The sequence below is a fragment of the Roseivivax sp. genome (genome assembly GCF_054552075.1).
In genome coordinates this window covers 61,313-81,391 of sequence record NZ_JBTOLZ010000005.1, presented here as the reverse complement: position 1 = coordinate 81,391, position 20,079 = coordinate 61,313, and the positions used below count along the sequence as shown (strand labels likewise).

Annotated in this window: 19 protein-coding genes; 14 read left to right on the top strand and 5 right to left on the bottom strand. The window is 67.9% G+C overall.

The genetic code is table 11. The features are described 5' to 3' along the window. The first annotated feature begins 32 nt into the window (after nt 1–32). The 3 genes from ilvA to ACX938_RS05550 all read left to right on the top strand — a co-directional run bounded on the left by ilvA (nt 33) and on the right by ACX938_RS05550 (nt 3,610). Nucleotides 33–1,259 carry a threonine ammonia-lyase IlvA gene (ilvA, locus tag ACX938_RS05560; protein ID WP_459430290.1) on the top strand — a complete coding sequence of 409 codons (1,227 nt, stop codon included), beginning with the start codon at nt 33–35 and terminating at the stop codon, nt 1,257–1,259. After that, nucleotides 1,259–2,068, top strand: coding sequence for an SDR family NAD(P)-dependent oxidoreductase (locus ACX938_RS05555; protein WP_459430289.1), 810 nt, complete (start codon nt 1,259–1,261; stop codon nt 2,066–2,068). Before ilvA ends, ACX938_RS05555 begins: the two co-directional genes overlap by 1 nt. 339 nt (nt 2,069–2,407) lie before the next feature. Continuing rightward, entirely contained in the window at nt 2,408–3,610 is a 1,203-nt protein-coding gene (locus ACX938_RS05550; RefSeq protein ID WP_459430288.1) for a PP2C family protein-serine/threonine phosphatase, read from the top strand. Nucleotides 3,611–3,765: 155 nt separating this feature from the next. On the opposite strand, the gene ACX938_RS05545 is transcribed toward ACX938_RS05550, so the two are convergent. Next, nucleotides 3,766–4,203, bottom strand: a complete 438-nt coding sequence (locus ACX938_RS05545; RefSeq protein WP_459430287.1) for an NUDIX hydrolase — start codon at nt 4,201–4,203, stop codon at nt 3,766–3,768. A 582-nt stretch (nt 4,204–4,785) separates the two neighbouring features. Between ACX938_RS05545 and hslO the strand changes: the two genes are divergently transcribed. The 8 genes from hslO to ACX938_RS05505 all read left to right on the top strand — a co-directional run bounded on the left by hslO (nt 4,786) and on the right by ACX938_RS05505 (nt 14,058). Further along, nucleotides 4,786–5,772: an Hsp33 family molecular chaperone HslO gene (gene hslO, locus ACX938_RS05540; RefSeq protein WP_232754548.1), complete on the top strand. Its 987-nt coding sequence runs from the start codon at nt 4,786–4,788 to the stop codon at nt 5,770–5,772. Then, nucleotides 5,759–6,367 carry a CoA pyrophosphatase gene (locus tag ACX938_RS05535; protein WP_459430286.1) on the top strand — a complete coding sequence of 203 codons (609 nt, stop codon included), beginning with the start codon at nt 5,759–5,761 and terminating at the stop codon, nt 6,365–6,367. The genes hslO and ACX938_RS05535 overlap by 14 nt, the downstream gene beginning before the upstream one ends. Further along, nucleotides 6,364–7,548 carry a CCA tRNA nucleotidyltransferase gene (locus ACX938_RS05530; protein WP_459430285.1) on the top strand — a complete coding sequence of 395 codons (1,185 nt, stop codon included), beginning with the start codon at nt 6,364–6,366 and terminating at the stop codon, nt 7,546–7,548. Before ACX938_RS05535 ends, ACX938_RS05530 begins: the two co-directional genes overlap by 4 nt. Nucleotides 7,549–7,712: 164 nt before the next feature. Beyond that, the gene (locus tag ACX938_RS05525; RefSeq protein ID WP_459430284.1) at nt 7,713–9,563 is read left to right on the top strand and encodes an ABC transporter ATP-binding protein; all 1,851 of its coding nucleotides are present in this window, start codon (nt 7,713–7,715) and stop codon (nt 9,561–9,563) included. Continuing rightward, nucleotides 9,560–11,428: an ABC transporter ATP-binding protein gene (locus tag ACX938_RS05520; protein WP_459430283.1), complete on the top strand. Its 1,869-nt coding sequence runs from the start codon at nt 9,560–9,562 to the stop codon at nt 11,426–11,428. Before ACX938_RS05525 ends, ACX938_RS05520 begins: the two co-directional genes overlap by 4 nt. Before the next feature lie 42 nt (nt 11,429–11,470). Further along, on the top strand, nt 11,471–12,691 hold the full coding sequence (locus tag ACX938_RS05515; protein ID WP_459430282.1) for a class I SAM-dependent RNA methyltransferase: 1,221 nt from the start codon (nt 11,471–11,473) through the stop codon (nt 12,689–12,691). Between the two features lie 9 nt (nt 12,692–12,700). After that, on the top strand, nt 12,701–13,495 hold the full coding sequence (locus ACX938_RS05510; protein WP_459430281.1) for an ion transporter: 795 nt from the start codon (nt 12,701–12,703) through the stop codon (nt 13,493–13,495). Nucleotides 13,496–13,590: 95 nt separating this feature from the next. Continuing rightward, nucleotides 13,591–14,058 carry a L,D-transpeptidase family protein gene (locus ACX938_RS05505; RefSeq protein WP_459430404.1) on the top strand — a complete coding sequence of 156 codons (468 nt, stop codon included), beginning with the start codon at nt 13,591–13,593 and terminating at the stop codon, nt 14,056–14,058. Between the two features lie 474 nt (nt 14,059–14,532). Here the strand turns inward: ACX938_RS05505 and dalA are convergent, their stop codons facing one another. Continuing rightward, nucleotides 14,533–15,114, bottom strand: a complete 582-nt coding sequence (gene dalA, locus ACX938_RS05500; RefSeq protein WP_232754555.1) for a divisome-associated lipoprotein DalA — start codon at nt 15,112–15,114, stop codon at nt 14,533–14,535. 167 nt (nt 15,115–15,281) lie between these two features. On the opposite strand from dalA, the gene ACX938_RS05495 reads away from it, so the two are divergent. Both ACX938_RS05495 and ACX938_RS05490 read left to right on the top strand, forming a co-directional pair. After that, the gene (locus ACX938_RS05495) at nt 15,282–15,887 is read left to right on the top strand and encodes a L,D-transpeptidase (RefSeq protein ID WP_232754556.1); all 606 of its coding nucleotides are present in this window, start codon (nt 15,282–15,284) and stop codon (nt 15,885–15,887) included. A 142-nt stretch (nt 15,888–16,029) separates the two neighbouring features. After that, a complete protein-coding gene (locus ACX938_RS05490) occupies nt 16,030–16,224 on the top strand; it encodes a ferrochelatase (protein ID WP_232754621.1) in 195 nt (64 codons plus the stop codon). Nucleotides 16,225–16,335: 111 nt separating this feature from the next. On the opposite strand, the gene ACX938_RS05485 is transcribed toward ACX938_RS05490, so the two are convergent. The 3 genes from ACX938_RS05485 to ACX938_RS05475 all read right to left on the bottom strand — a co-directional run bounded on the left by ACX938_RS05485 (nt 16,336) and on the right by ACX938_RS05475 (nt 19,306). Then, nucleotides 16,336–17,241: a C40 family peptidase gene (locus tag ACX938_RS05485; RefSeq protein ID WP_459430280.1), complete on the bottom strand. Its 906-nt coding sequence runs from the start codon at nt 17,239–17,241 to the stop codon at nt 16,336–16,338. A gap of 85 nt (nt 17,242–17,326) precedes the next feature. After that, nucleotides 17,327–18,412: a ferrochelatase gene (gene hemH / locus ACX938_RS05480; RefSeq protein ID WP_459430279.1), complete on the bottom strand. Its 1,086-nt coding sequence runs from the start codon at nt 18,410–18,412 to the stop codon at nt 17,327–17,329. A 66-nt stretch (nt 18,413–18,478) separates the two neighbouring features. Beyond that, nucleotides 18,479–19,306, bottom strand: coding sequence for a methyltransferase domain-containing protein (locus ACX938_RS05475; protein ID WP_459430278.1), 828 nt, complete (start codon nt 19,304–19,306; stop codon nt 18,479–18,481). 29 nt (nt 19,307–19,335) lie between these two features. On the opposite strand from ACX938_RS05475, the gene ACX938_RS05470 reads away from it, so the two are divergent. Beyond that, nucleotides 19,336–20,049, top strand: a complete 714-nt coding sequence (locus ACX938_RS05470; protein WP_459430277.1) for a double zinc ribbon domain-containing protein — start codon at nt 19,336–19,338, stop codon at nt 20,047–20,049. Nucleotides 20,050–20,079: the final 30 nt, after the last annotated feature.

The following is a 20,079-nucleotide window of genomic DNA, read 5'->3' as shown; positions in this document are numbered from 1 at the left end:
GGCCGCGCCTCACCTGCTGAAACAGGAGCACCATGACCGACTTTCGCCAGATCGCCCGCGCTGCCGCCGAGGAGATGCGCAGCGTCTTTCCCGAGACGCCGCTTCTGCGCAACGCCCATCTGTCCGAGATCTACGGCGCCGACATCTGGCTGAAACGCGAGGATCTCTCGCCCGTGCGCTCCTACAAGCTGCGCGGCGCCTTCAACGCCATGCGCAAGCGCCCCGACCAGGCGCTCTTCGTCGCCGCCTCGGCCGGCAATCACGCCCAGGGCGTCGCCTTCATGTGCCGCCAGTTCGGCAAGTCCGGGGTGATCTTCATGCCGGTCACCACCCCGCAACAGAAAATCCAGAAAACCCGGATGTTCGGCGGGGACGCCATCGAGATCCGCCTGATCGGGGACTATTTCGACGAATGCCTCGAGGCCGCCCAGGCCTTCTGCGCCGAAGCCGGCGGTCACTTCCTGTCGCCCTTCGACGACGAGGACGTGATCGAGGGCCAGGCCAGCGTCGCCGCCGAGATCGAGGCCGAGCTGGGCCGCGCGCCCGATCATATCGTCGTTCCTGTGGGCGGCGGCGGGTTGTCCGCCGGAATGGTCGAATATTTCGGCAATGGCCCCGGCTGGACCTTCGTCGAGCCCTCCGGCGGTGCCTGCCTGACCGCCGCGCTGCGCGCCGGAGAGCCCGTCGCCCTGCCGCAGGTCAACACCTTTGCCGATGGTGCCGCCGTGGCGAAGATCGGCGCCCGGCCCTTTGCCCGGCTGAAGGGCGTGGGCCTCGCCAACACGCTGACCATCCCCGAGGACCGGCTCTGCACCACGATCCTCGAAATGCTGAACGTCGAGGGCATCGTGCTGGAGCCCGCCGGCGCCCTGGCCATCGACGCGCTCAAGGACCTGGGCGGGTCGATCTGTGGAAAGACGGTGGTTTGTCTCGCGACCGGGGGCAACTTCGACTTCGAGCGTCTTCCCGAGGTCAAGGAGCGGGCGCAGCGGTTTTCCGGCGTTAAGAAGTATTTCATCTTGCGTCTGCCTCAGCGCCCTGGCGCCTTGAAGGATTTCCTTACCACGCTCGGCCCCGAGGACGACATCGCGCGGTTCGAGTACCTGAAGAAATCCGCGCGGAACTTCGGGTCGGTCCTGATCGGGATCGAGACCACGCAGGCGGACAACTTCGATCGACTCTTCGCCGATCTGGACCAGCGCGGTTTCACCTACCAGGACATTACCGAGGACGAGATCCTCGCGCAGTTCCTGATCTGATGGAGCTTCGGGGGCGGATCGCGCTGGTGACCGGTGCGGGTCAGGGAATCGGTCGGGCGATAGCGGAAGCGCTGCACGCTGAGGGCGCCGAGGTGATCGTGCTCGATCGTGATGCCGAGCGCGTGGGCGAGGTCGCCGAGGCCATCGACGGTTTGGCCCTCGACTGCGATGTGACCGACCCGAAGGCCTTCCGCGACATTCTGGAACGCGCCCGCGCCTGGCGGGGCCGGGTGGACATCCTCGTCTCCAACGCCGGAATGGCACGCGGAGAGCCTGACGGCGCGGTCTCGGCGGAAGAGGCGCATTGGCAGCAGAGCTTCGATCTGCATGTCATGGCCCACCTGCGGGCCGTGCGGACCCTGCTGCCGGACATGCTGGCACGCGGGGAGGGGGCGCTGGTCAATGTCGCCTCCGCCGCGGGGCTGCTGACGCAGATCGGCGATGCCGCTTATTCCGCCAGCAAACACGCCGCCGTCAGCCTCGCGCAGTCGCTGGCGATCGAACACGGGAATGACGGCGTCTATGTGGGTGTGGTCTGCCCGCTCTACGTTGCGACGCCGCTTATTGGCTATGGCGACGGGGATGCGCCCGCGCATGATCGGGTCATCACGGCTGACGAAGTTGCGGAGGTCGTGGTCGCGGGGATCACGGAAGAGCGGTTTTTGATTCTGCCGCATGCGGAGGCGGGGAAGTTCTTTCGGATGCGCGCCAATGACCCTGAAGGCTGGATCGCCGCCATGCGTCGTTTGCGCGGACGCGTGATGGAGGATGGCCCCACCGATATCGCGTCGTTGCATCGGAAGATTTGAACCTGGTCGGCCTGCGGAATTGCGCCGCCGTCGACAGCGAGCAGCCGTCTCGCGCGGGGTTATGCGGAGGGTCGGCTGCGGCCCCGGATGGAAAGCGGGGTCCGGCGGGCATGTGTCGGCTTGGACGAATATGAACATAGCCATTCTCTACCACGGCAGTCGTGAACAAATAGTGAACTTGTGACGATCAAAGAATGCGTTTCGCCTTCACGGATCGTTAAGCGTTGCCGCCTATCCAGAATGCATGTTCATGTTTTGCCCTAATTGCTCATGACTGCCCCGGTCGCCTCCGTTCTGCCCGCAAGGCCGATTGCGCCCACGGCGCTGAAACGGATTCTCGTGGCCGACGACAGCCCGCCGCAGCGGTTGACCCTCGCGCATACGCTGTCGCAATGGGGCTACGAGGTGGAGCTGGCCGAAAGCGGCCTAGAAGCGCTTGAGATCTGCCGGGCCGCTCCGCCGGATCTCATCCTGTCGGATTGGATGATGCCGGGCATGGATGGCGTGGCCTTCTGCCGCGCTTTCCGAGACCAATTTGATGCACATTTTGCCTATTTCATCTTGCTCAGTGCCAGGGGCGACGACGCGGCCATCGCGCATGGCCTTGAGGCCGGGGCCGACGACTTCTTGACCAAGCCGGTCAGCCCGGAAGAACTGCGGGCCCGCCTCACCGCCGCCGATCGGCTGGTAACGAAACAACGCGATCTGGCGGCGAAGAATCGGCAAATCTCGGAGACCTTGGAAAAACTGCAGACCGCTTACGCCAGCATTGAGCGCGATCTGGGCCATGCCAGGCGGATCCAGGACTCACTGGTTCCGGAACGCATGCGCGATTTCGGCGGCGCGAGGGTCAGCCTGCTGCTTGCGGCAAGCGGTCACGTGGGTGGAGATCTGGTCGGCAGTTTCGAAGCCGCGCCGGGGCAGATCGGGTTTTACGGAATCGACGTCTCGGGCCACGGCATAGCCGCCTCCATGGTCGCGGCGCGTGTGGCTGGGTATTTGAACGATCGCTATCCCGAACAGAACATCGCCTTCGCGCGGCGTGCCGATTGCGGCTACGCGCTGGACCCGCCCGAGACCGTGGCCCGGCGATTGAACGACCGGCTCTCGGCCGATCCGGGCATCGAGGAATATCTCACCATGAGTTACGCGCGCGTCGACCTGAGGCGCGGTGTGTTGGAACTTGTGCTGGCAGGGCATCCTCGACCGCTTTTGCTGCGCGCCTCGGGTGAGATGCAGTTTCTCGGCGAGGGAGGGCTGCCGATCGGGCTGGTCGAGACGGTGCAGCACGACCGGCTGACGGTGCCGCTGCACCCTGGCGACCGGCTGCTGCTCTATTCCGATGGGTTCATCGAGACGATTCTGTCGTCCGGGCGCGACCTGGGTGAGGCAGGACTGCGAGACCTTGTGGCGGATGTTCCAGCGGTAATGGAAGGGCCGGCCTTTCTCGATGCCCTTTTCGAGGCCCTGCAATTGGCGGCGAATGCGGGCGGGCGGTTGGAGGACGATGTTTCGGCGGCTCTGCTCGAATTCGGAGGGTGAAGGCTTGGAGGTGTGGCGCAGTCCGCTGCGGGGATTGGACCAGAAGTGCAGGAAAGTGGGATGGTTAAACGAAAGGAGGGCGACATAGAGGATCGGCCGGTGCCAGGGTTGCTAGGGTCGACCTGATGGCTCCGGTAGGCTGCCAACCTCGGAGGTTACCGCAGGCAGCGCGCCAAGAACTTGCGGTCGCCGTCATTGCCGAGCGCTTCGAGTGCCAGGGCCGGGGGCATCCAGACGGCGAGGTGGCCGGGCTCGGTTGGCGGGCCGAGCGCAAGGACGGGGCGCGCGGCATAGACGATGCAGAGCTTCTCGGCCCAAAGGTCGTAGTCGGGCATATAGGTGAAGCGCCGGAAGGCTCCGAGGCGGCGGGGCGTGGCGATGCGCCAGCCCGTTTCTTCGAAAGCCTCGCGATGCAGGGCGGCGAGGGGGCTTTCGCCTGGGTCGATTCCGCCGCCGGGGAGCTGGAACTCGGGGTGCGGGGTTTCCTGGTGGGTGAGCAAGACCTCTCGGTCGCGTATCAGGACCGCGTAGGCGCCACGGCGGAGCGTGTAGCGGCGATTGGCTTCGGGTGGCGGGCCGACGCGGAAGGTCATTCAGGGCAACTCTAGGAAGGTGACTGTAGAGGAGATTTATCGGGAGAGGTGATGCGAGGTGCTGAGTAGGCGTGCCTGTTTGAGCTGGATTGACTGGGCTGCAAAGGGGTTTGTCCGGGAAACTGAAGGAGAGAGTGGTTGAATGGCGGGGCGTCTTGGAGGCAGGCGTTGCGGCGAAGTCAGAGTTGGCTGCCAGAGTTGTAGGGAGGCTGTCGCGGTGAAGGATAAGGGTCAATGGCGATGGGGGGAGTAGATCGCGGGTTTCGTGGTTCTTTCAGCAGTTTCGCCTCCCAGTGCCAAGAATCGGGAAGTTGGGCCTAGTCGGAGTTGGCGGGCTAGGTTGAATCGTGGATTTCCTTGGTGTTGGTGTTGGTGTTGGTGTTGGTGTTGGTGTTGGTGTTGGTGTTGGTGTTGGTGTTGGTGTCGGTGCTAGCGTTGGGTAACGCGCCGATTTCGACGAATGGCTCCGCCAGTAGCGCCTCACGCCCCGACCACCCATCGCTCGCCGCACCCCCCTTGGACGCGCAACGCGGGCTCTTATATAGAGCCCTCATGCCAAGACCCCGCCAGCAAGGATATCCTATGACCCTCGGACCCAAGATCGCCTGGGACGACACAGTCCTACCGTTCCAGCTCGACCGCTCGGACATCCGCGGCCGCGTCGCGCGTCTGGACGGCGTCCTGGACGGGATCCTGAAGCAACACGATTACCCGCCCGCCGTCGAGGCGCTGGTGGCCGAGATGGCGCTGCTGACCGCGCTTATCGGCCAGACCATCAAGCTGCGCTGGAAGCTCTCGCTGCAGGTCCAGTCCAAGGGCCCGGTGCGAATGATCGCGACGGATTTCTACGCCCCCGAGAAGGAGGGCGAACCGGCCCGCATCCGCGCCTATGCCAGCTTCGACCCCGAGCGCATCAGCGACGCCGACCCGATGTCGCATATCGGCGAGGGCTATTTCGCCATCCTCATGGACCAGGGCAAGGGCATGCAGCCCTACCAGGGCATCACGCCCCTGGTGACCAGCTCGCTCTCGGATGCGGCGGAAAGCTATTTCGCCCAGTCCGAACAGCTGCCGACCCGGTTCCAGCTGTCCTTCGGGCGCTCGACAGAGCGCGGCGGCGCCGAGCATTGGCGCGCCGGCGGCGTGATGCTGCAGCATATGCCCAAGGCCAGCCCGCATATCGAGGGCGGCGGCTCGGGCGAGGACGGGCTCTTGCAGGCCGTCGACATGCTCTCCGAGGACGAGGGCGAGGATTGGCGCCGCGCCAACTACCTGCTCGACACCGTCGAGGAGATGGAGCTGATCGGCCCGAACCTGCCGCCGACCGACCTGCTGGTCCGGCTCTTCCACGAAGAGACGCCGCGGGTCTTCGACAGCCTGCCGGTGCGCTTCGGCTGCACCTGCTCTGAGGACCGCGTGCGCCAGTCGCTCTCGATCTATTCGGCCAAGGATATCGAGAAGATGACCACCGACGAGGGCCGCGTCACCGCAGACTGCCAGTTCTGCGGCGCGCATTACGACCTCGACCCCAATTCCGTCGGCTTCGAGGCCGAGGATGCCGGGAAGTGACGACCTGACCCGCCTCCGCCGCGCGCTCGACGCGGCGGCGGCGCCCTCGTCGGATTTCGACCTGAACGCCGGCGCCAAGGCGGCGCTGCCGCCGACGCGCAAGCTGCGCCCGGCGGGCGTTCTGGTGCCGCTGATCGACAGCCCCGAGGGGCTGCGGCTGATCCTGACCAAGCGCTCCTCGAAGCTGAAGCACCACCCGGGGCAGATCGCCTTTCCGGGCGGCAAGGTCGATCCGACCGACGCCGGCCCCGAGGATGCCGCCCTGCGCGAGGCCGAGGAAGAGATCGGCCTGCCGCGCGCCTCGGTCCGCCTTCTGGGCGCACTGCCGGTGCACGAGACGGTCACGGGGTTTGCCATGGCGCCTTTCGTCGGGCTGGTGACCGGGCCCTTCACGCCGCGCGCCGAACCCGGCGAGGTGGCCGAGATCTTCAGCCTGCCCTTCGCCCGTGTCACCGAGGCCGCGCGCTTCTCGGTGCAGTCGCGGCGCTGGCGCGGCGAGCGGCGGCATTATTATACCGTGCCCTACGGCCCCTATTACATCTGGGGCGCGACGGCGCGGATCCTGCGCGGGCTGGCCGAAAGGCTGAGCCCATGACCGAGATCACGGCCGATCGGGTGGGCGGCGACTGGCTGAGCGCGCCGCGCGCGCAGGCGGTTTTTGCCGCGCTCGCCGATCAGGGCTTCGCGGCCTATGCGGTGGGCGGCTGCGTGCGGAACGCGCTTCTCGGCGCGCCGGTCGAGGACCTCGACATCGCCACCGAGGCGCGTCCCGAGGAGACCGTCGCCGCGGTGGAGGCGGCGGGGCTGAAGGCGGTGCCCACGGGGGCCGATCACGGCACGATCACCGTGGTCTCCGAGGGCGAGGGCTTCGAGGTCACCACCTTCCGCGCGGACGTCGAGACCGACGGCCGCCACGCCCGGGTGCGGTTTTCCAAGACGCTCGAGGAAGACGCCAGGCGGCGGGATTTCACCATCAACGCGCTTTACGCCCGGCCCGACGGGCAGGTCATCGCGCCGCTGGGGGCGGGCCAGCTCGAAGACCTCGCCGCCCGGCGGGTGCGCTTCATCGGCGATGCCGAGGCGCGCATCCGCGAGGATTACCTGCGTATCCTGCGCTATTTCCGCTTTGCCGCCTGGTATGGTGACCCCGCGGCGGGCTTCGACCCCGAGGCGCTGGCCGCCATCGCCGCCGAGGGCGCGGGGCTCACCCGGCTCTCCAAGGAACGGGTCGGTGCGGAGATGAAGAAACTGCTCGCTGCCCCGGACCCGGCCCCGGCGCTGGGCGCCATGGCGCAGAGCGGCGCGCTGGCGCGGGTGCTGCCGGGTGCTGTGACGGAAAGCCTCGCGCCACTCATCCACCTCGAAGGGCAGGCGGGCTCTGGGCCCGAGCCGCTGAGACGGCTGGCGGCGCTGGGCGCCCGGGCGGATGTCGACCTGCGGCTTTCCAAGGTCGAGCAGAAACACCTGGCCCGGCTCTGGGAGGCGGTGGAGAACGGCGCGGGCCCGGCGGCGCTGGGCTACCGCTTCGGGGAGGCGCTGGCGCGGGATGCGCTGCTCTTGCGGGCGGCCGCGCTGGGTATGCCGCTTGATCCCGGCGCGCTTTCCGAGGCTACGCAAGGCGCCCGGCAAAGCTTCCCGGTCAGCGCCCGCGACCTGATGCCCGAGCGGCAGGGGGCGGAGATCGGTGCGGCCCTTGCCGAGCTCGAGGCGCGCTGGATCGCCTCGGGCTTCACGCTCGACCGCGCGGCGCTTCTCGCAAACCTGCGAAAGAAGTGACAAGCGCCCCCGCGCGGGCTATCTGACCCTCAGCCCGCCGGCGGCTGGCCCAAGCCTCGCGCGATACCGCGCCCCGCCCCTCAGGGGTGGCGCGCCCGCGTCACCGGCCCGCCCCCTCCGGTCAGCAAGATTTCATCGCGAGTCCCTTTCCAGGCAGCCCGGCCATGTTCCGCTTTTTCGAAAACCTGATCGACCCCTATGCGCCCTACGAGGAAAAGGACGTGCCGCCCAAGCGGCTCTGGCCCTTCCTCTGGGACTACACTCGGCCCTTCCGCCCGATTTTCGCGGTGGCGGCGGTGCTGTCGGTGTTGGTCGCGGGCGTGGAACTGGTGCTGATCTGGGCCATGGGCTGGGTGGTCGACATCCTCGGCCAGGACCCCGCGCAGGTCTGGCAGGAGCATGGCACCGGGCTCATCCTGCTGGGACTTTTCATCCTGCTGATCCGCCCGCTTCTGCAGGCCCTGGACGTGCTGATCCTGAACAATGCGATGATGCCGCAGCTCGGCACCGTGGTGCGCTGGCGCGCGCATCGCCACGTCATGCGCCAGTCGGTCGGCTGGTTCGAGAACGACTTCGCCGGCCGCATCGCCAACCGGGTGATCCAGACGCCCTCGGCGGCCAACGAGGCGGTCTTCCAGATCTTCGACGCGCTGACCTATGCGCTGGCCTATGTGGTGGGCTCGCTGGCGCTTCTGGGCGCGGCCGACCCCTGGCTCATGCTGCCGCTGGCGATCTGGCTCGGGCTCTACGCGCTGTTGATGAACTGGACCGTGCGGCGCATCAAGGTGGCCTCGCGCAACGCCTCGAACGCGCGCTCGCAGCTCACCGGGCGCATCGTCGACAGCTACACCAACATCCATTCGATCAAGATGTTCGCGCATCACGACAAGGAGCTGGAATACGGCCGCGAGGCGATCGAACACACCCGCGACACCTTCCAGAAGGAAATGCGGCTCTACACCATCATGGATGTCGCGCTGGTCGTCTTGAACGGCGTGCTGATCGTCTCGGTCACCGGGCTGACGCTGTGGTTCTGGGGGCTTGGCATCGCCACGGTCGGCACCGTCGCGGCGGCGACCGCGCTGACCCTGCGGATCAACGCCATGACCGGCTGGATCATGTGGGCGCTGACCAATTTCTTCCAGCAGCTCGGCATCGTGCAGGAGGGCATGGAGACCATCGCCCAGCCGGTGACCCTGACCGACAGCCCCGATGCGGCACCTTTGAAGCTGACCTCCGGGGCCATCGCGCTGGAGGGGCTGACCCATCACTACGGGCGCGGGCAGGGCGGGCTCGACCGCATCGACCTGACCATCGCGCCGGGCGAGAAGGTGGGCCTCGTGGGCCGCTCGGGGGCGGGGAAATCCACGCTGGTGAAGCTGCTCATGCGGTTCTACGACGCCGAGGGCGGGCGCATCCTGGTCGACGGTCAGGACATCTCGGGGGTGACGCAGGAATCGCTCCGGTCGCGGATCGGCATGGTGCAACAGGATTCGGCGCTGCTGCATCGCTCGGTGCGCGAGAACATCCTCTATGGTCGGCCCGAGGCCAGCGAGGCCGAGATGATCGCCGCCGCCGAACAGGCGCAGGCGCATGACTTCATCCGCGATCTCGCCGATGCCGAGGGCCGGCGCGGCTACGACGCCCATGTCGGCGAGCGCGGCGTGAAGCTCTCGGGCGGGCAGCGGCAGCGGATCGCCCTGGCGCGGGTGATCCTGAAGGACGCGCCGATCCTGGTGCTGGACGAGGCGACCTCGGCGCTCGACAGCGAGGTGGAGGCGGCGATCCAGGACACGCTCTACGGCATGATGCAGGGCAAGACGGTGATCGCCATCGCGCACCGGCTGTCGACCATCGCCCATCTCGACCGGATCCTCGTCATGGACGACGGCCGCATCGTCGAAGAGGGCAGCCACGCCGAGCTTTTGGCCCGCGAGGGACTATATGCAGGGTTCTGGTCCCGTCAGTCCGGCGGGTTCCTGACCTTCGACGACGAAAGCGAGGCCGCCGAGTGAGTGCGACATCCGAGCCAGAGGAGACCCCGCGCTGGCGCCGCCCGAGCCGCTGGATCGACCCGTTCCGCCCGGCCTCGGGCCCGCCGCCGCAGCAGATCCTGCCGTTCTTCCGCTGGAACCTCGAAGGGGCCTGGCCGGTCCTGGCCGTGGCGGGCTGTTTCTCGATCCTCTCGGGCGTGGTCGAGGTCATGGCCGCGCTCATCCTGGGCCGGGTGGTCGATGCGGCGCTCGCCGCCGAGGCGGGCCAGGTCTTCACCGACCAGGCGCCGGTCCTGATCGGGGCGCTTTTGTTCTTCGTCCTGGCGCGGCCCGCGATCATGGGGGTCTCGACCTTCTTCCAGTCGATCGTGGTCCAGCCCAACGTGCTGAACCTCGTGCTGTCGCGGTTGCACCGGCACACCATCGGCCAGTCGGTGACCTTCTTCGACAACGATTTCGCCGGGCGGATCAGCCAGAAGGAAATGCAGACCTCGCGGGCGCTGACCGACGTGGTGATCGAGATGATCCACACGGTGCTCTTCGCGCTGGCCTCGGTGGTCGGCGCGATCCTGCTCCTGGGCACGGTCGACGCGCGCATCGCGCTGGGGCTTCTCTTGTGGATGGTGGTCTACGGGCTTTTCATCCGGGCCTTCATGCCGCGCATCCGCAAGCGGTCGAAGGCGCGGGCCTCGGCCCGGGCCATGGTGACCGGGCAGGTCGTGGACACGGTGACCAACATCAAGACGGTAAAGCTTTTTGCCCATGCCGAGCACGAGGACCGCGCGGCGCTTTCGGCGATGAACACCTATCGCCACCGGGCGCTGGAGTTCGGCCAGGTCTCGGTGACCTTCCGCTTCTGGCTGATGGCCCTGGCGGGGCTGCTGCCGGTGCTGCTGGTCGGCGGGGCGCTTCTGTATTGGAGCCGCGGGCTGGTCAGCGCCGGCGACATCACCGCGACCGGCGCGGTGGCGCTGCGGCTGGCGCAGATGACCGGCTGGGTCAGCTTCACGTTGATGTCGCTTTATTCCAACCTCGGCGAGGTCGAGGACGGGATGCGCACCCTCGCGCCGCGCCACGCGCTGACCGACCGGCCCGACGCCGGCGCGCTTTCGGTGAACGAGGGCCGGGTGACGCTCCGCGATCTGAGCTTCCACTACGGCTACGAGCGCGGCGGGCTCGACCGGGTCTCGCTCGAGGTGCAGCCGGGCGAGAAGCTCGGCATCGTCGGCGCCTCGGGGGCGGGGAAATCGACGCTGGTGGCCCTGCTCATGCGGCTCTACGACACCGAACAGGGCCGCATCCTGATCGACGGGCAGGACATCTCCGAGGTGACGCAGGAAAGCCTGCGCCGGGCCATCGGCATGGTCACCCAGGAGACCGCGATGTTCAATCGCTCGGCCCTGGACAACATCCGTTACGGTCGGCCCGGCGCCAGCTTCGACGAGGTGGTCGCCGCGGCGCAAAAGGCCGAAGCGCATGACTTCATCTTGGCCATGCAGGACCACAAGGGCCGGCAGGGCTACGAGGCGCATCTGGGCGAGCGCGGGGTGAAGCTTTCGGGCGGGCAGCGGCAGCGCATCGCGCTGGCGCGGGCGCTCCTGAAGGACGCGCCGATCCTGATCCTGGACGAGGCGACCTCGGCGCTCGACAGCGAGGTTGAGGCCGCGATCCAGGACGCGCTGCACCGCGCCATGGAGGGCAAGACCGTGCTGGCCATCGCGCATCGGCTCTCGACCATCGCCGACATGGACCGGATCGTGGTGCTCGACCGTGGCCGCGTCGTCGAGGAGGGCACCCATGAGACGCTCCTGGCCGAGGGCGGGCTTTACGCCCGCTACTGGGAGCGGCAGTCGGGCGGTTTTGAGACCCGCGAGGCGGCGGAATAGCCCGGCCTCGACGCCGCGCGACTTTCGAGTCATGAGGGCGCCATGACGACGAGCTATGTGATCGAACGGCTGGGCCACCTGGGCGACGGCATCGCGCCGGGGCCGGTCTTCGTGCCGGGCGCGCTGCCCGGCGAAGAGGTGACCGGCGAGGTCGCCGACGGGGTGATCGCCGCGCCGCGCATCCTGACGCCCTCGGGCGACCGTGTGACGCCACCCTGCACCCATGCCAAGCGCTGCGGCGGCTGCCAGCTTCAGCACGCCGCCGATGATTTCGTCGCCGGATGGAAGCAGCGGGTGGTCGAGACGGCGCTGGCGGGGCAGGGGCTCGAGGCGCCCTTCCGGCCCATCGTGACCTCTCCGGCGCAGAGCCGCCGCCGCGCGGTCTTCTCGGGCAAGCGCACCAAGAAGGGGGCGCAGGCCGGGTTCCACGTGAAACGCTCCGAGGTGATCGTGCCGGTGCCCGAGTGCCAGGTGCTGCACCCGGATCTGTCCGCCGCCCTGCCGCTGGTGGAGGAGCTCACCGTGCTGGGCGGTTCGCGCAAGGGCGAGCTCTCGGTCAATGTCACCCGCAGCGAAAGCGGGCTCGACGTGATGGTCACCGGGGGCAAGCCTCTCGACGGGGGGCTGCGCATCGAGCTGGCCGAGATCGCCCGCCGCCACGACCTCGCGCGGATCGGCTGGGCCGGTGACGAGACGCTGGAGCGCCGCCCGCCGATCCTGACCTTCGGCGCGGCGCGGGTGACCCCGCCGCCCGGTGCCTTCCTGCAGGCCACGCCCCAGGGCGAGGCCGCGCTGCGCGCCGCCGTCTCCGAGATCACCGAAGGCTGCAAGCGCGCGGTCGACCTTTTCGCCGGTTGCGGCACCTTCGCGCTGCCCCTGGCCGAGCGCATGGAGGTTCATGCGGTCGAGGGCGACCCGGCGATGACCGCCGCGCTCGACCGGGGCTGGCGGCACGGGCAGGGGCTGCGCGCGGTCACCACCGAGGTGCGCGACCTCTTCCGCAACCCGCTTCTGCCGGCCGAACTGGCGCGCTACGGCGCCGCGGTGATCGACCCGCCCCGCGCCGGGGCCGAGGCGCAGGTCGCCGCCCTCGCCGAGGCCCGCCTGCCGGTCATCGCCCATGTCTCCTGCAACCCCGTGACCTTCGCCCGGGACGCCGCGACGCTGGTGCGCGCGGGCTACCGGATCGACTGGGTGCAGGTGGTGGACCAGTTCCGCTGGTCGACCCATATCGAGCTTGCCGCCGCGTTCAGACTGGACTGAGACCCCACCATGCCCTTCCGCGCCCGCCTTGCCGCCTTTCTCGAGCGTCCACTGACGCGCAACACGATCACGCTGATCATCGTCTTCAACGCGATCCTCCTGGGGCTCGAGACTTCCGAGCGGGCCATGGCCGCGGCCGGGGGGCTGATCGTCGCGCTCGACCGCGCCTGTCTCGCGGTCTTCGTGATCGAGCTCGCCGCCAAGATCTACGCCCAGGGCCGGCGCTTCCCGCGCAACGGCTGGAACATCTTCGATTTCGTGATCGTCGGCATCGCGCTGGTGCCGGGCTCGCAGTCCTTCTCGGTCCTGCGGGCCCTGCGCATTCTGCGGGTGCTGCGCGTGGTCTCGACGCTGCCGCGGCTCCGCCGTGTGGTCGAGGGCTTCCTGACCGCGCTGCCCGGCATGGGCTCGGTCTTCCTGCTCATGGCGCTGATCTTCTACATCGGCGCGGTCATGGCGACGAAGCTCTTCGGGGCTTCCTTCCCCGAGTGGTTCGGCACGCTCGGCCGGTCGGCCTATTCGCTGTTCCAGATCATGACGCTGGAAAGCTGGTCCATGGGCATCGTCCGCCCGGTCATGGAGGTCTATCCCGCCGCCTGGGCCTTCTTCGTGCCCTTCATCCTGATCACCACCTTCGCGGTGGTGAACCTTGTGGTCGGCCTGATCGTGAACTCCATGCAGGACGCCCATGCGGAAGAGGCCAATGCCGCGACCGACAGCTACCGCGACCAGGTGCTGGCCCGGCTCGAGGCGATCGAACGGCGGCTTGATGCCCAGGGCTCACCGCCGCGTGAGCGCGAGTGAGTTCAGGCTACCCGGAAGCCCTGAAAATCGCTATTCTGCCCGGAAAAATAGCGAGCAGGACAGTGAAACTCATCAAGATCGCCGCGCTGTGTCTCATGGCCCTCGGGCTCTCGGCATGCAGCAGTAAGTTCAAGACCTACAATGGCCCCGAGGTCACCCAGGTCGTGGTCGATAAGAGCGACCGCAAGATGTATCTTCTGCACCACCGCGAGGTGCTGAAGAGCTACCGCATCGGGCTCGGGTTCGCGCCCGAGGGCGACAAGCAGATCGAGGGCGACGGCAAGACGCCCGAGGGTCTCTATTTCATCGACCGCCGCAACCCGAACTCGCGGTTCCACCTTTCGATCGGGATCTCCTATCCCAACGAGGCGGATATCGCCGAGGCCATCGCCCTGGGCAAATCGCCCGGCGGGGACATCTTCATCCACGGCGGCCCGCCGAAAGGCGCGCGCTTCAGCTCGCGGTCGGACTGGACCTGGGGCTGCATCGCGGTGAAGGACCGCGAGATGGAGGACGTCTATGCGATGGTGCGGGACGGCACGCCGATCCTGATCCAGCCGTAAGGCGGGATTGCGAGGGGCGGATTTGGCGGCGCATATGGGCGCGCCTATTCGGCCCCGACCCTCGCGCCACTCGGCGGATTATGCGTCTCTATTCCAGCGGGATTGGCGGGATTGCGGGCCGGTAATCATCCGAACGCCGCAATTGGCGATCCATCGGACATGGTAAGAGAAGCCGCGCGTCGGCGGGCCGTGGCGCGGCGATCCCAGGGTCGAGCGGTGGCGCTTTATGGCTGCCAGGTCAGTCCGAAATTTGAGCGGCGCGCCCAGACCGGCCAAATCGCCGTGCCGACGGGACGGCCCGGCGATGCGCGGCGGCCTTCGGCCGGCTATTCCGCGCTGGCGCGCAGCGCAACCGACCCCGGAGTTCCGGGCAGTCGGTCATATTGCTGTCAGCTTGTGTGGTGTCGTAGTGGCCAAGAGGCCCGTCGCTGCGCGGCTCCGCACTGGGGCGGATCGCGCTACGACCTCAGCCCCTCAGGACGCGCCGCCCGCCTCTGCCGCCGCGGCGACCTGTGCGCCGCTGGCCGAACCCGGCGCACCGGTGATCAGCGTCCACCAGATCTTGCCGTTGTTCTCCTGGTGCCAGGCAAAGCCCATCTCGCGGGCCTCGGGCGACATGATCACCCCGCGCGTCGCGCTGTCGTCCATCCAGGCCGCAAGCGTCTGCAGCTCGGTCTCGTAGGTCTCCGAGATCACCTCGCCCTGCAGCGAGCCGCCGTAGCCCACCCGGCGCACTCGGTCGATCGGCGAGGAGCCGTCCGAGCCGAAGTGCCAGGGCCGGTTCTGCACCGCCATGTCGCGCGAATGGGTCGCCGCGGCGGCGTTCAGCTGGGCGTTGTATTCCAGCGGCACCAGCCCCTGTTCGGCGCGCAGCGCATTGACCGAGTCGAGCATCCGGATCTCGATCCGGTTCGCCTCGCCCAGGCCGATCCGGTAGACCGTCGGCAGGGGTTGACCATCGGGTCCGAGTCGCGGTTCGGCCGGCGGCGTCGGAGAGCTGGCGCATCCTGCCAGGACAAGGGCCAGGGCGGCGGAGATAAGCGAAGCGCGGAGCATGGCGGCGATCCTGTTCTGTCCATTCGACCCGAACGGCCTTATCTTCTCGCGCGTGGCTTATCAAACCCACATCGGCGTGACTGCGCCGAGACACGCGGGTTTGAATTGCGAATGCGACAATCGCGCACTAATTGGCAGGAAATTGCCGTTCATCACGGAGATGTCCCATGAGCAAGTTTTCCTCTCGCGCCACCAGCCGGCGCGCCTTCCTCGCGGGGACGGCCGCGGCCTCTTTTGCAGGTCCGGCGCTCGCCCAAAGCGTCACCGGCGCCGGCACCACCGAGGTCGAGCGTGACCTCTCCGAGATCGTGCGCCGCAACACCTCGAGCTTCCGCATGCTCGACTGGCGGCCCTATTTCTCGAACCTGAACAAGGGTGCGATCCTGGTCGATATCCAGAGCCGCGCGCTGCACTACTGGTCCGAGGACCAGGCGGTCTACAAGCTGTATCCGACCTCGGTGCCGCTGACCGAGGACCTGACCCGCCGCGGCCGGACCAGCGTCACGCTGAAGGATCCCGAGCCCGACTGGCGGCCCACGCCCTCGATGAAGAAGCGCAATCCCGAGTGGCCGGACTACGTGCCGCCGGGCCCCGACAACCCGCTTGGCACCCGTGCGCTGCACCTGAGCTGGACCTATTACCGCATCCACGGCACCCACGATACGCGCAAGATCGGCCGGCGTTCGTCGAACGGTTGCATCGGCCTTTACAACGAGCATATCGAAGAGCTGTACGAGATGGCGCAGGTCGGCACCCAAGTGTTGCTTATTTGACGACAAGCCCGCGATAGGCGGTTTGAGCGGCTTAAGTTGCGTTTGCAAATGCAAAGGGAAGCTGCTTAGAACGACTCACGAGGTTAAGTCTTGGGTGCTTGTTCGGGTATCCTCCGAGCAAGCGATTATCTGGAGGATAATGATGAAGAAACTCGCACTGGCCGCCGCAATCGCCGCCGCAGGCACCTCGGCAATGGCAGGCTCCTACGCAAAAGACGACGTGGTCATGGAGCCCGTCGTTGTCGTCGAAGAAACCGAACAGCAGTCGTCCTCGGCAGCGATCATCGTTCCGCTGATCCTGCTCGCGCTCGTCGCAGCTGCGGTTTCCGCCGACTAATTCGGTTCGTCAGAACCTGGGAAAAGGCGGTGCTTCGGCACCGCCTTTTTTCTTTGCGCCGGGCGCTCTGAGCCCCTGAGCATCGCGCCCGCATGTGGCGCATTTCGCGTGTCACGAAGCGGCGGGCTTGCCGGCCGCCACGCCCGGCGCGCGCTCTTCCTCATCCTCCGCCGCGACCCGCGCCGCCACGGCCTCCGGCTCGCTTTCTCCGCCCGGGACCGGTGGGGCAGGGGTGACCGGCAGGGTCGGCGGCTCGGGCGCCTCCTCGTCGCTCCAGGTCAGCGCCTGGGGGTCGAAGGCCTCTTCCAGATGCGGTTTCACGATGCGGAAATAGGGCGAGATGTCGAAATCCCGCGGCACAAAGAGCGAATGGTGCCGGATGTGCAGGATCTCCTCGGCGATGCGCCCGCGCCCGGGCCGCGCCTCGACCCGGGGCAGGATCGGGTAGCGCACGGACTGGAAGGCCTGGGCGATCAGTGCCGAGCAGATCGCCCGCGTCGGATCGCCCGAGCCCAGCGACAGCATCCGCCGCCGCCAGCGCACCGGCACCGGCGGGGTCGGCAGGAAATACCGCAGCAGATCGAAGATGTTGCGCAGGTCATAGGCCAGGCCGATCCGGTCGACCATGTAGTCGACCACCGCCGCGCGGCCCTCGGGGCCGAGGCCCACGGGCCGGCAGATGCGGGTGTGGTGATCGGCGTATTTCGACAGGGGCACCGAGATGCAGCCCGATTCCACCACCGCCTCGACCAGCTCATGCGGGGTGCCGTCAGGCTCGGCGCGGCCCGGGATCGGCCCGCAGTAAAGCGCCGCATGCGACCAGCTAGACTGGGTGAGATACTTGATCGCTATGGAGACCCGCGCCTGCCCGTCGACCAGGAGCACGTCGCCCGGGCGCAGCGTCGCCTTGAGCCGCGCGAAGTCCGAGGGCGCCGAAAGCGGCTCCGCCCCGACGCGCGGGGCGCTCAGGATGTCGGCAAGCGCCTTGCCGATGCGCTGTCTCAGGCTCTCGAACATGCCGCCTCCCCCCGGGGTTCCTTGCAGGCTTGCAGGGAAAAGGTGGGGGAAAACGGCGCGCCGCGCCAGCGTCAGATGGCGCGGTTCACGGGGTTGCGACGGCGGGCTGGCCGATCCAGCCGCCGAGGTTCTCCTCGATCACCGCGGTCAGCGCGGCGATATGGGCATCGTCGTCGTTGAGGCAGGGGATATAGGTGAACTGCTCGCCGCCGGCTTCCTCGAAGCTTTCCTTGATCTCCTCGTTGATCTCTTCGAGCGTCTCGATGCAATCGGCCGAGAAGGCGGGGGCGCAGACGGCGATGTTCTTCTTGCCCTCTTCCGAGGCCAGCCGCGCGACCTCTTCCACGGTATAGGGCTTCAGCCATTCCTCGGGCCCGAAGCGCGACTGGAAGGTGGTGGTGATCTCGGTGTCGTCCCAGCCCAGCCGCTCCTTCAGGAGCCGCGTCGTCTTCGCGCATTGGCAGTGGTAGGGATCGCCCTCGAGCAGGTAGCGCTTGGGCACCCCGTGGTAGGAACAGACCAGGATGTCGGGTCGGGTCTCCATCTGCCCGTAGGCGCGTTCGATCGAGCGCGCCAGCGCGTCGATATAGAGCGGATGCTCGTAATAGGGATCGACCGTGCGCACCGTCGGCTGCCACTTCTCCTCCATCAGGGCGCGGAAGAACTGGTCGTTGGCGGTGGCCGAGGTGGCGCCCGCGTAATGCGGATACAGCGGGAAGAACAGGATCTTGCGGCAGCCCGCGGCGACCATCTCGCGGACCTTGGAGCGGGTCGAGGGGTTGCCGTAGCGCATGCAGAAATCGACCATGACCTCGTCGCCATGGGCCTCTTCCATGGCCCGGGCGATCTTGGCGGTCTGGTCCTTGGTGATGGTCATCAAGGGGCTCTCGCCCTTGTCCTCGTTCCAGATCGACTTGTAGGCCTCGCCGCTGGAAAAGGGCCGCTTGGTCAGGATCACCAGCTGCAGGAGCGGCTGCCAGAGCCAGGGCGAATAGTCGATCACCCGCCGGTCCGAGAGGAACTCGTTCAGATACCGGCGCATCGACCAGTAGTCGTAATTGTCCGGCGTGCCGAGGTTGGCGAGGAGGACGCCGACCTTGCCGGCGGCGACCTTGGGGTGATCGGCGGGCGCATTCGGGGGTCGAACCGCGGATTTCGTGCTATCCAGCATGGATGAGGGCCCCTGCTTTGGAATGGGTCTAAACTCGCTCCGTAACTAACGTCCCGGTCCCCGGGGTCAATCTTTCAGCTTGGTCTCCCGGGTGCCCAGGGCCTCGGCGAGGCTGGCCGTGGCCGAACCCGGCCGCAGCGGCTTCGGCTGGCTCTCGTCGGGCGCCCAGCCGGTCAGGGTCACAAGCTCATAGGTCGCGCGCACCCGGCCCTCGGCGTCGCCATGGGCCTCGGCATAGACCTCGGCGGCGCGGATCAGCACGGAGCGGCGGGTAAAATGCCGCAGGCGGTCGGCCAGGGCGTTTGTCTCGCCCATGGCGCGCAGGTCGCGCATCAGGTGCAGCGCCGAGGCATAGGTCACATTGAGCGGCAGCGCATCGGCGACCGGCATGGCCAGCCCCGCCCGCTGCAGAAGCGCGCCAAGGTCGCGGATGTCGCCCATGGGCGCCACCCGGGGGCTGAGCCCGCCGGTCACCTCGACCTCGGCCTGGCCCAGCGCCTGGCGCAGCTCGGTCAGGGTGCGGCCCCCGAAGGCCACGCCCAAAAACAGCCCGTCGGGTTTCAGCGCGCGGCGGCACTGGATGATCTGGCCCACCGGGTCGTCGGCCCAATGCAGCGCGAGGGCATGGATCACCAGGTCATGCGCGCCTTCCTCGAGGTCGAGCACCTCGTCGTCGGCGACGATCCGGGCTTCGCGAAAGAGCGGTGCCCAGATATCGGGATAGGCGGTCACCACCACCGGCGCGGTAAACCGTCTGTTAACCACGGCGAGGCGATCCTGCACATCCTCGGCGGCGGCCTCCTGCAGGAACAGCGCGGGCGCCTCGGCCGCGCGGGCGCGATGCGCGGCAAGTGCTGGGCGGTCGGTCAGTTTCGGGGTGTCGGTCTCGGCCATGGGGGGCAAATAAGGTGCGGCTACCCGGCTTGCAAACCGCGCGCGACCTGATCTTTCCGCCGCGCTGCCTGGCCTGCGGCGGGCTGACCGCGCCCGAGGGCGCGCTCTGCGGTCCCTGCTGGCGCGAGACGCCCTTTGTCACCGGGCTGAGCTGCGGGCTCTGCGGGCTGCCGCTCCCGGGCGAGGGCGGGCCGGGGGCGCGCTGCGACGACTGCCTGCGGATCACCCGGCCCTGGGCGGCGGGGCGGGCGGCGCTCCTTTATCGCGGGCGGGCGCGGGACCTGGTCTTGCAGCTCAAACACGCCGACCGCCATGACATCGCGCCCGCCGCCGGGGCCTGGATGGCCCGGGCGGGCGCGCCGATTCTGTCGCCGGACTGCCTTCTGGTGCCGATCCCGCTGCACCCGCTGCGGCTGATCCGGCGGCGCTACAACCAATCGGCGCTCCTGGCCGGGGCGCTGGCGCGCGAGACCGGCCTGACCGCGGCGCCCCGGGCGCTGCGGCGGCACAGGGCGACGCCCAGCCTCGACGGATTGCGCCGCGACGACCGGTTTTCCGCCGTATCAGGGTCGATTTCCGTGACGCCGGGGCAGGGGAACGTCGTCTCGGGGCGCGACGTTGTGCTGGTGGACGACGTTCTGACGTCCGGCGCCACATTCGCCGCCGCGACCACGGCGCTTCTGGCCGCAGGCGCACAGCGGGTCTGCGTTCTCGCGCTGGCACGCGTGGCCAAGGACGCCTAAGTTCGTAACAAGTTCGTTACGGAGGCTCTG

Excerpts from the sequence above, each read along its gene's own strand:
- ilvA (WP_459430290.1), top strand. The coding sequence starts at position 33 with ATGACCGACTTTCGCCAGATCGCCCGCGCTGCCGCCGAGGAGATGCGC.
- ACX938_RS05555 (WP_459430289.1), top strand. The coding sequence starts at position 1,259 with ATGGAGCTTCGGGGGCGGATCGCGCTGGTGACCGGTGCGGGTCAGGGA.
- ACX938_RS05545 (WP_459430287.1), bottom strand. The coding sequence starts at position 4,203 with ATGACCTTCCGCGTCGGCCCGCCACCCGAAGCCAATCGCCGCTACACG.
- hslO (WP_232754548.1), top strand. The coding sequence starts at position 4,786 with ATGACCCTCGGACCCAAGATCGCCTGGGACGACACAGTCCTACCGTTC.
- ACX938_RS05535 (WP_459430286.1), top strand. The coding sequence starts at position 5,759 with ATGCCGGGAAGTGACGACCTGACCCGCCTCCGCCGCGCGCTCGACGCG.
- ACX938_RS05530 (WP_459430285.1), top strand. The coding sequence starts at position 6,364 with ATGACCGAGATCACGGCCGATCGGGTGGGCGGCGACTGGCTGAGCGCG.
- ACX938_RS05525 (WP_459430284.1), top strand. The coding sequence starts at position 7,713 with ATGTTCCGCTTTTTCGAAAACCTGATCGACCCCTATGCGCCCTACGAG.
- ACX938_RS05515 (WP_459430282.1), top strand. The coding sequence starts at position 11,471 with ATGACGACGAGCTATGTGATCGAACGGCTGGGCCACCTGGGCGACGGC.
- ACX938_RS05510 (WP_459430281.1), top strand. The coding sequence starts at position 12,701 with ATGCCCTTCCGCGCCCGCCTTGCCGCCTTTCTCGAGCGTCCACTGACG.
- ACX938_RS05505 (WP_459430404.1), top strand. The coding sequence starts at position 13,591 with ATGGCCCTCGGGCTCTCGGCATGCAGCAGTAAGTTCAAGACCTACAAT.
- dalA (WP_232754555.1), bottom strand. The coding sequence starts at position 15,114 with ATGCTCCGCGCTTCGCTTATCTCCGCCGCCCTGGCCCTTGTCCTGGCA.
- ACX938_RS05495 (WP_232754556.1), top strand. The coding sequence starts at position 15,282 with ATGAGCAAGTTTTCCTCTCGCGCCACCAGCCGGCGCGCCTTCCTCGCG.
- ACX938_RS05490 (WP_232754621.1), top strand. The coding sequence starts at position 16,030 with ATGAAGAAACTCGCACTGGCCGCCGCAATCGCCGCCGCAGGCACCTCG.
- ACX938_RS05485 (WP_459430280.1), bottom strand. The coding sequence starts at position 17,241 with ATGTTCGAGAGCCTGAGACAGCGCATCGGCAAGGCGCTTGCCGACATC.
- hemH (WP_459430279.1), bottom strand. The coding sequence starts at position 18,412 with ATGCTGGATAGCACGAAATCCGCGGTTCGACCCCCGAATGCGCCCGCC.
- ACX938_RS05475 (WP_459430278.1), bottom strand. The coding sequence starts at position 19,306 with ATGGCCGAGACCGACACCCCGAAACTGACCGACCGCCCAGCACTTGCC.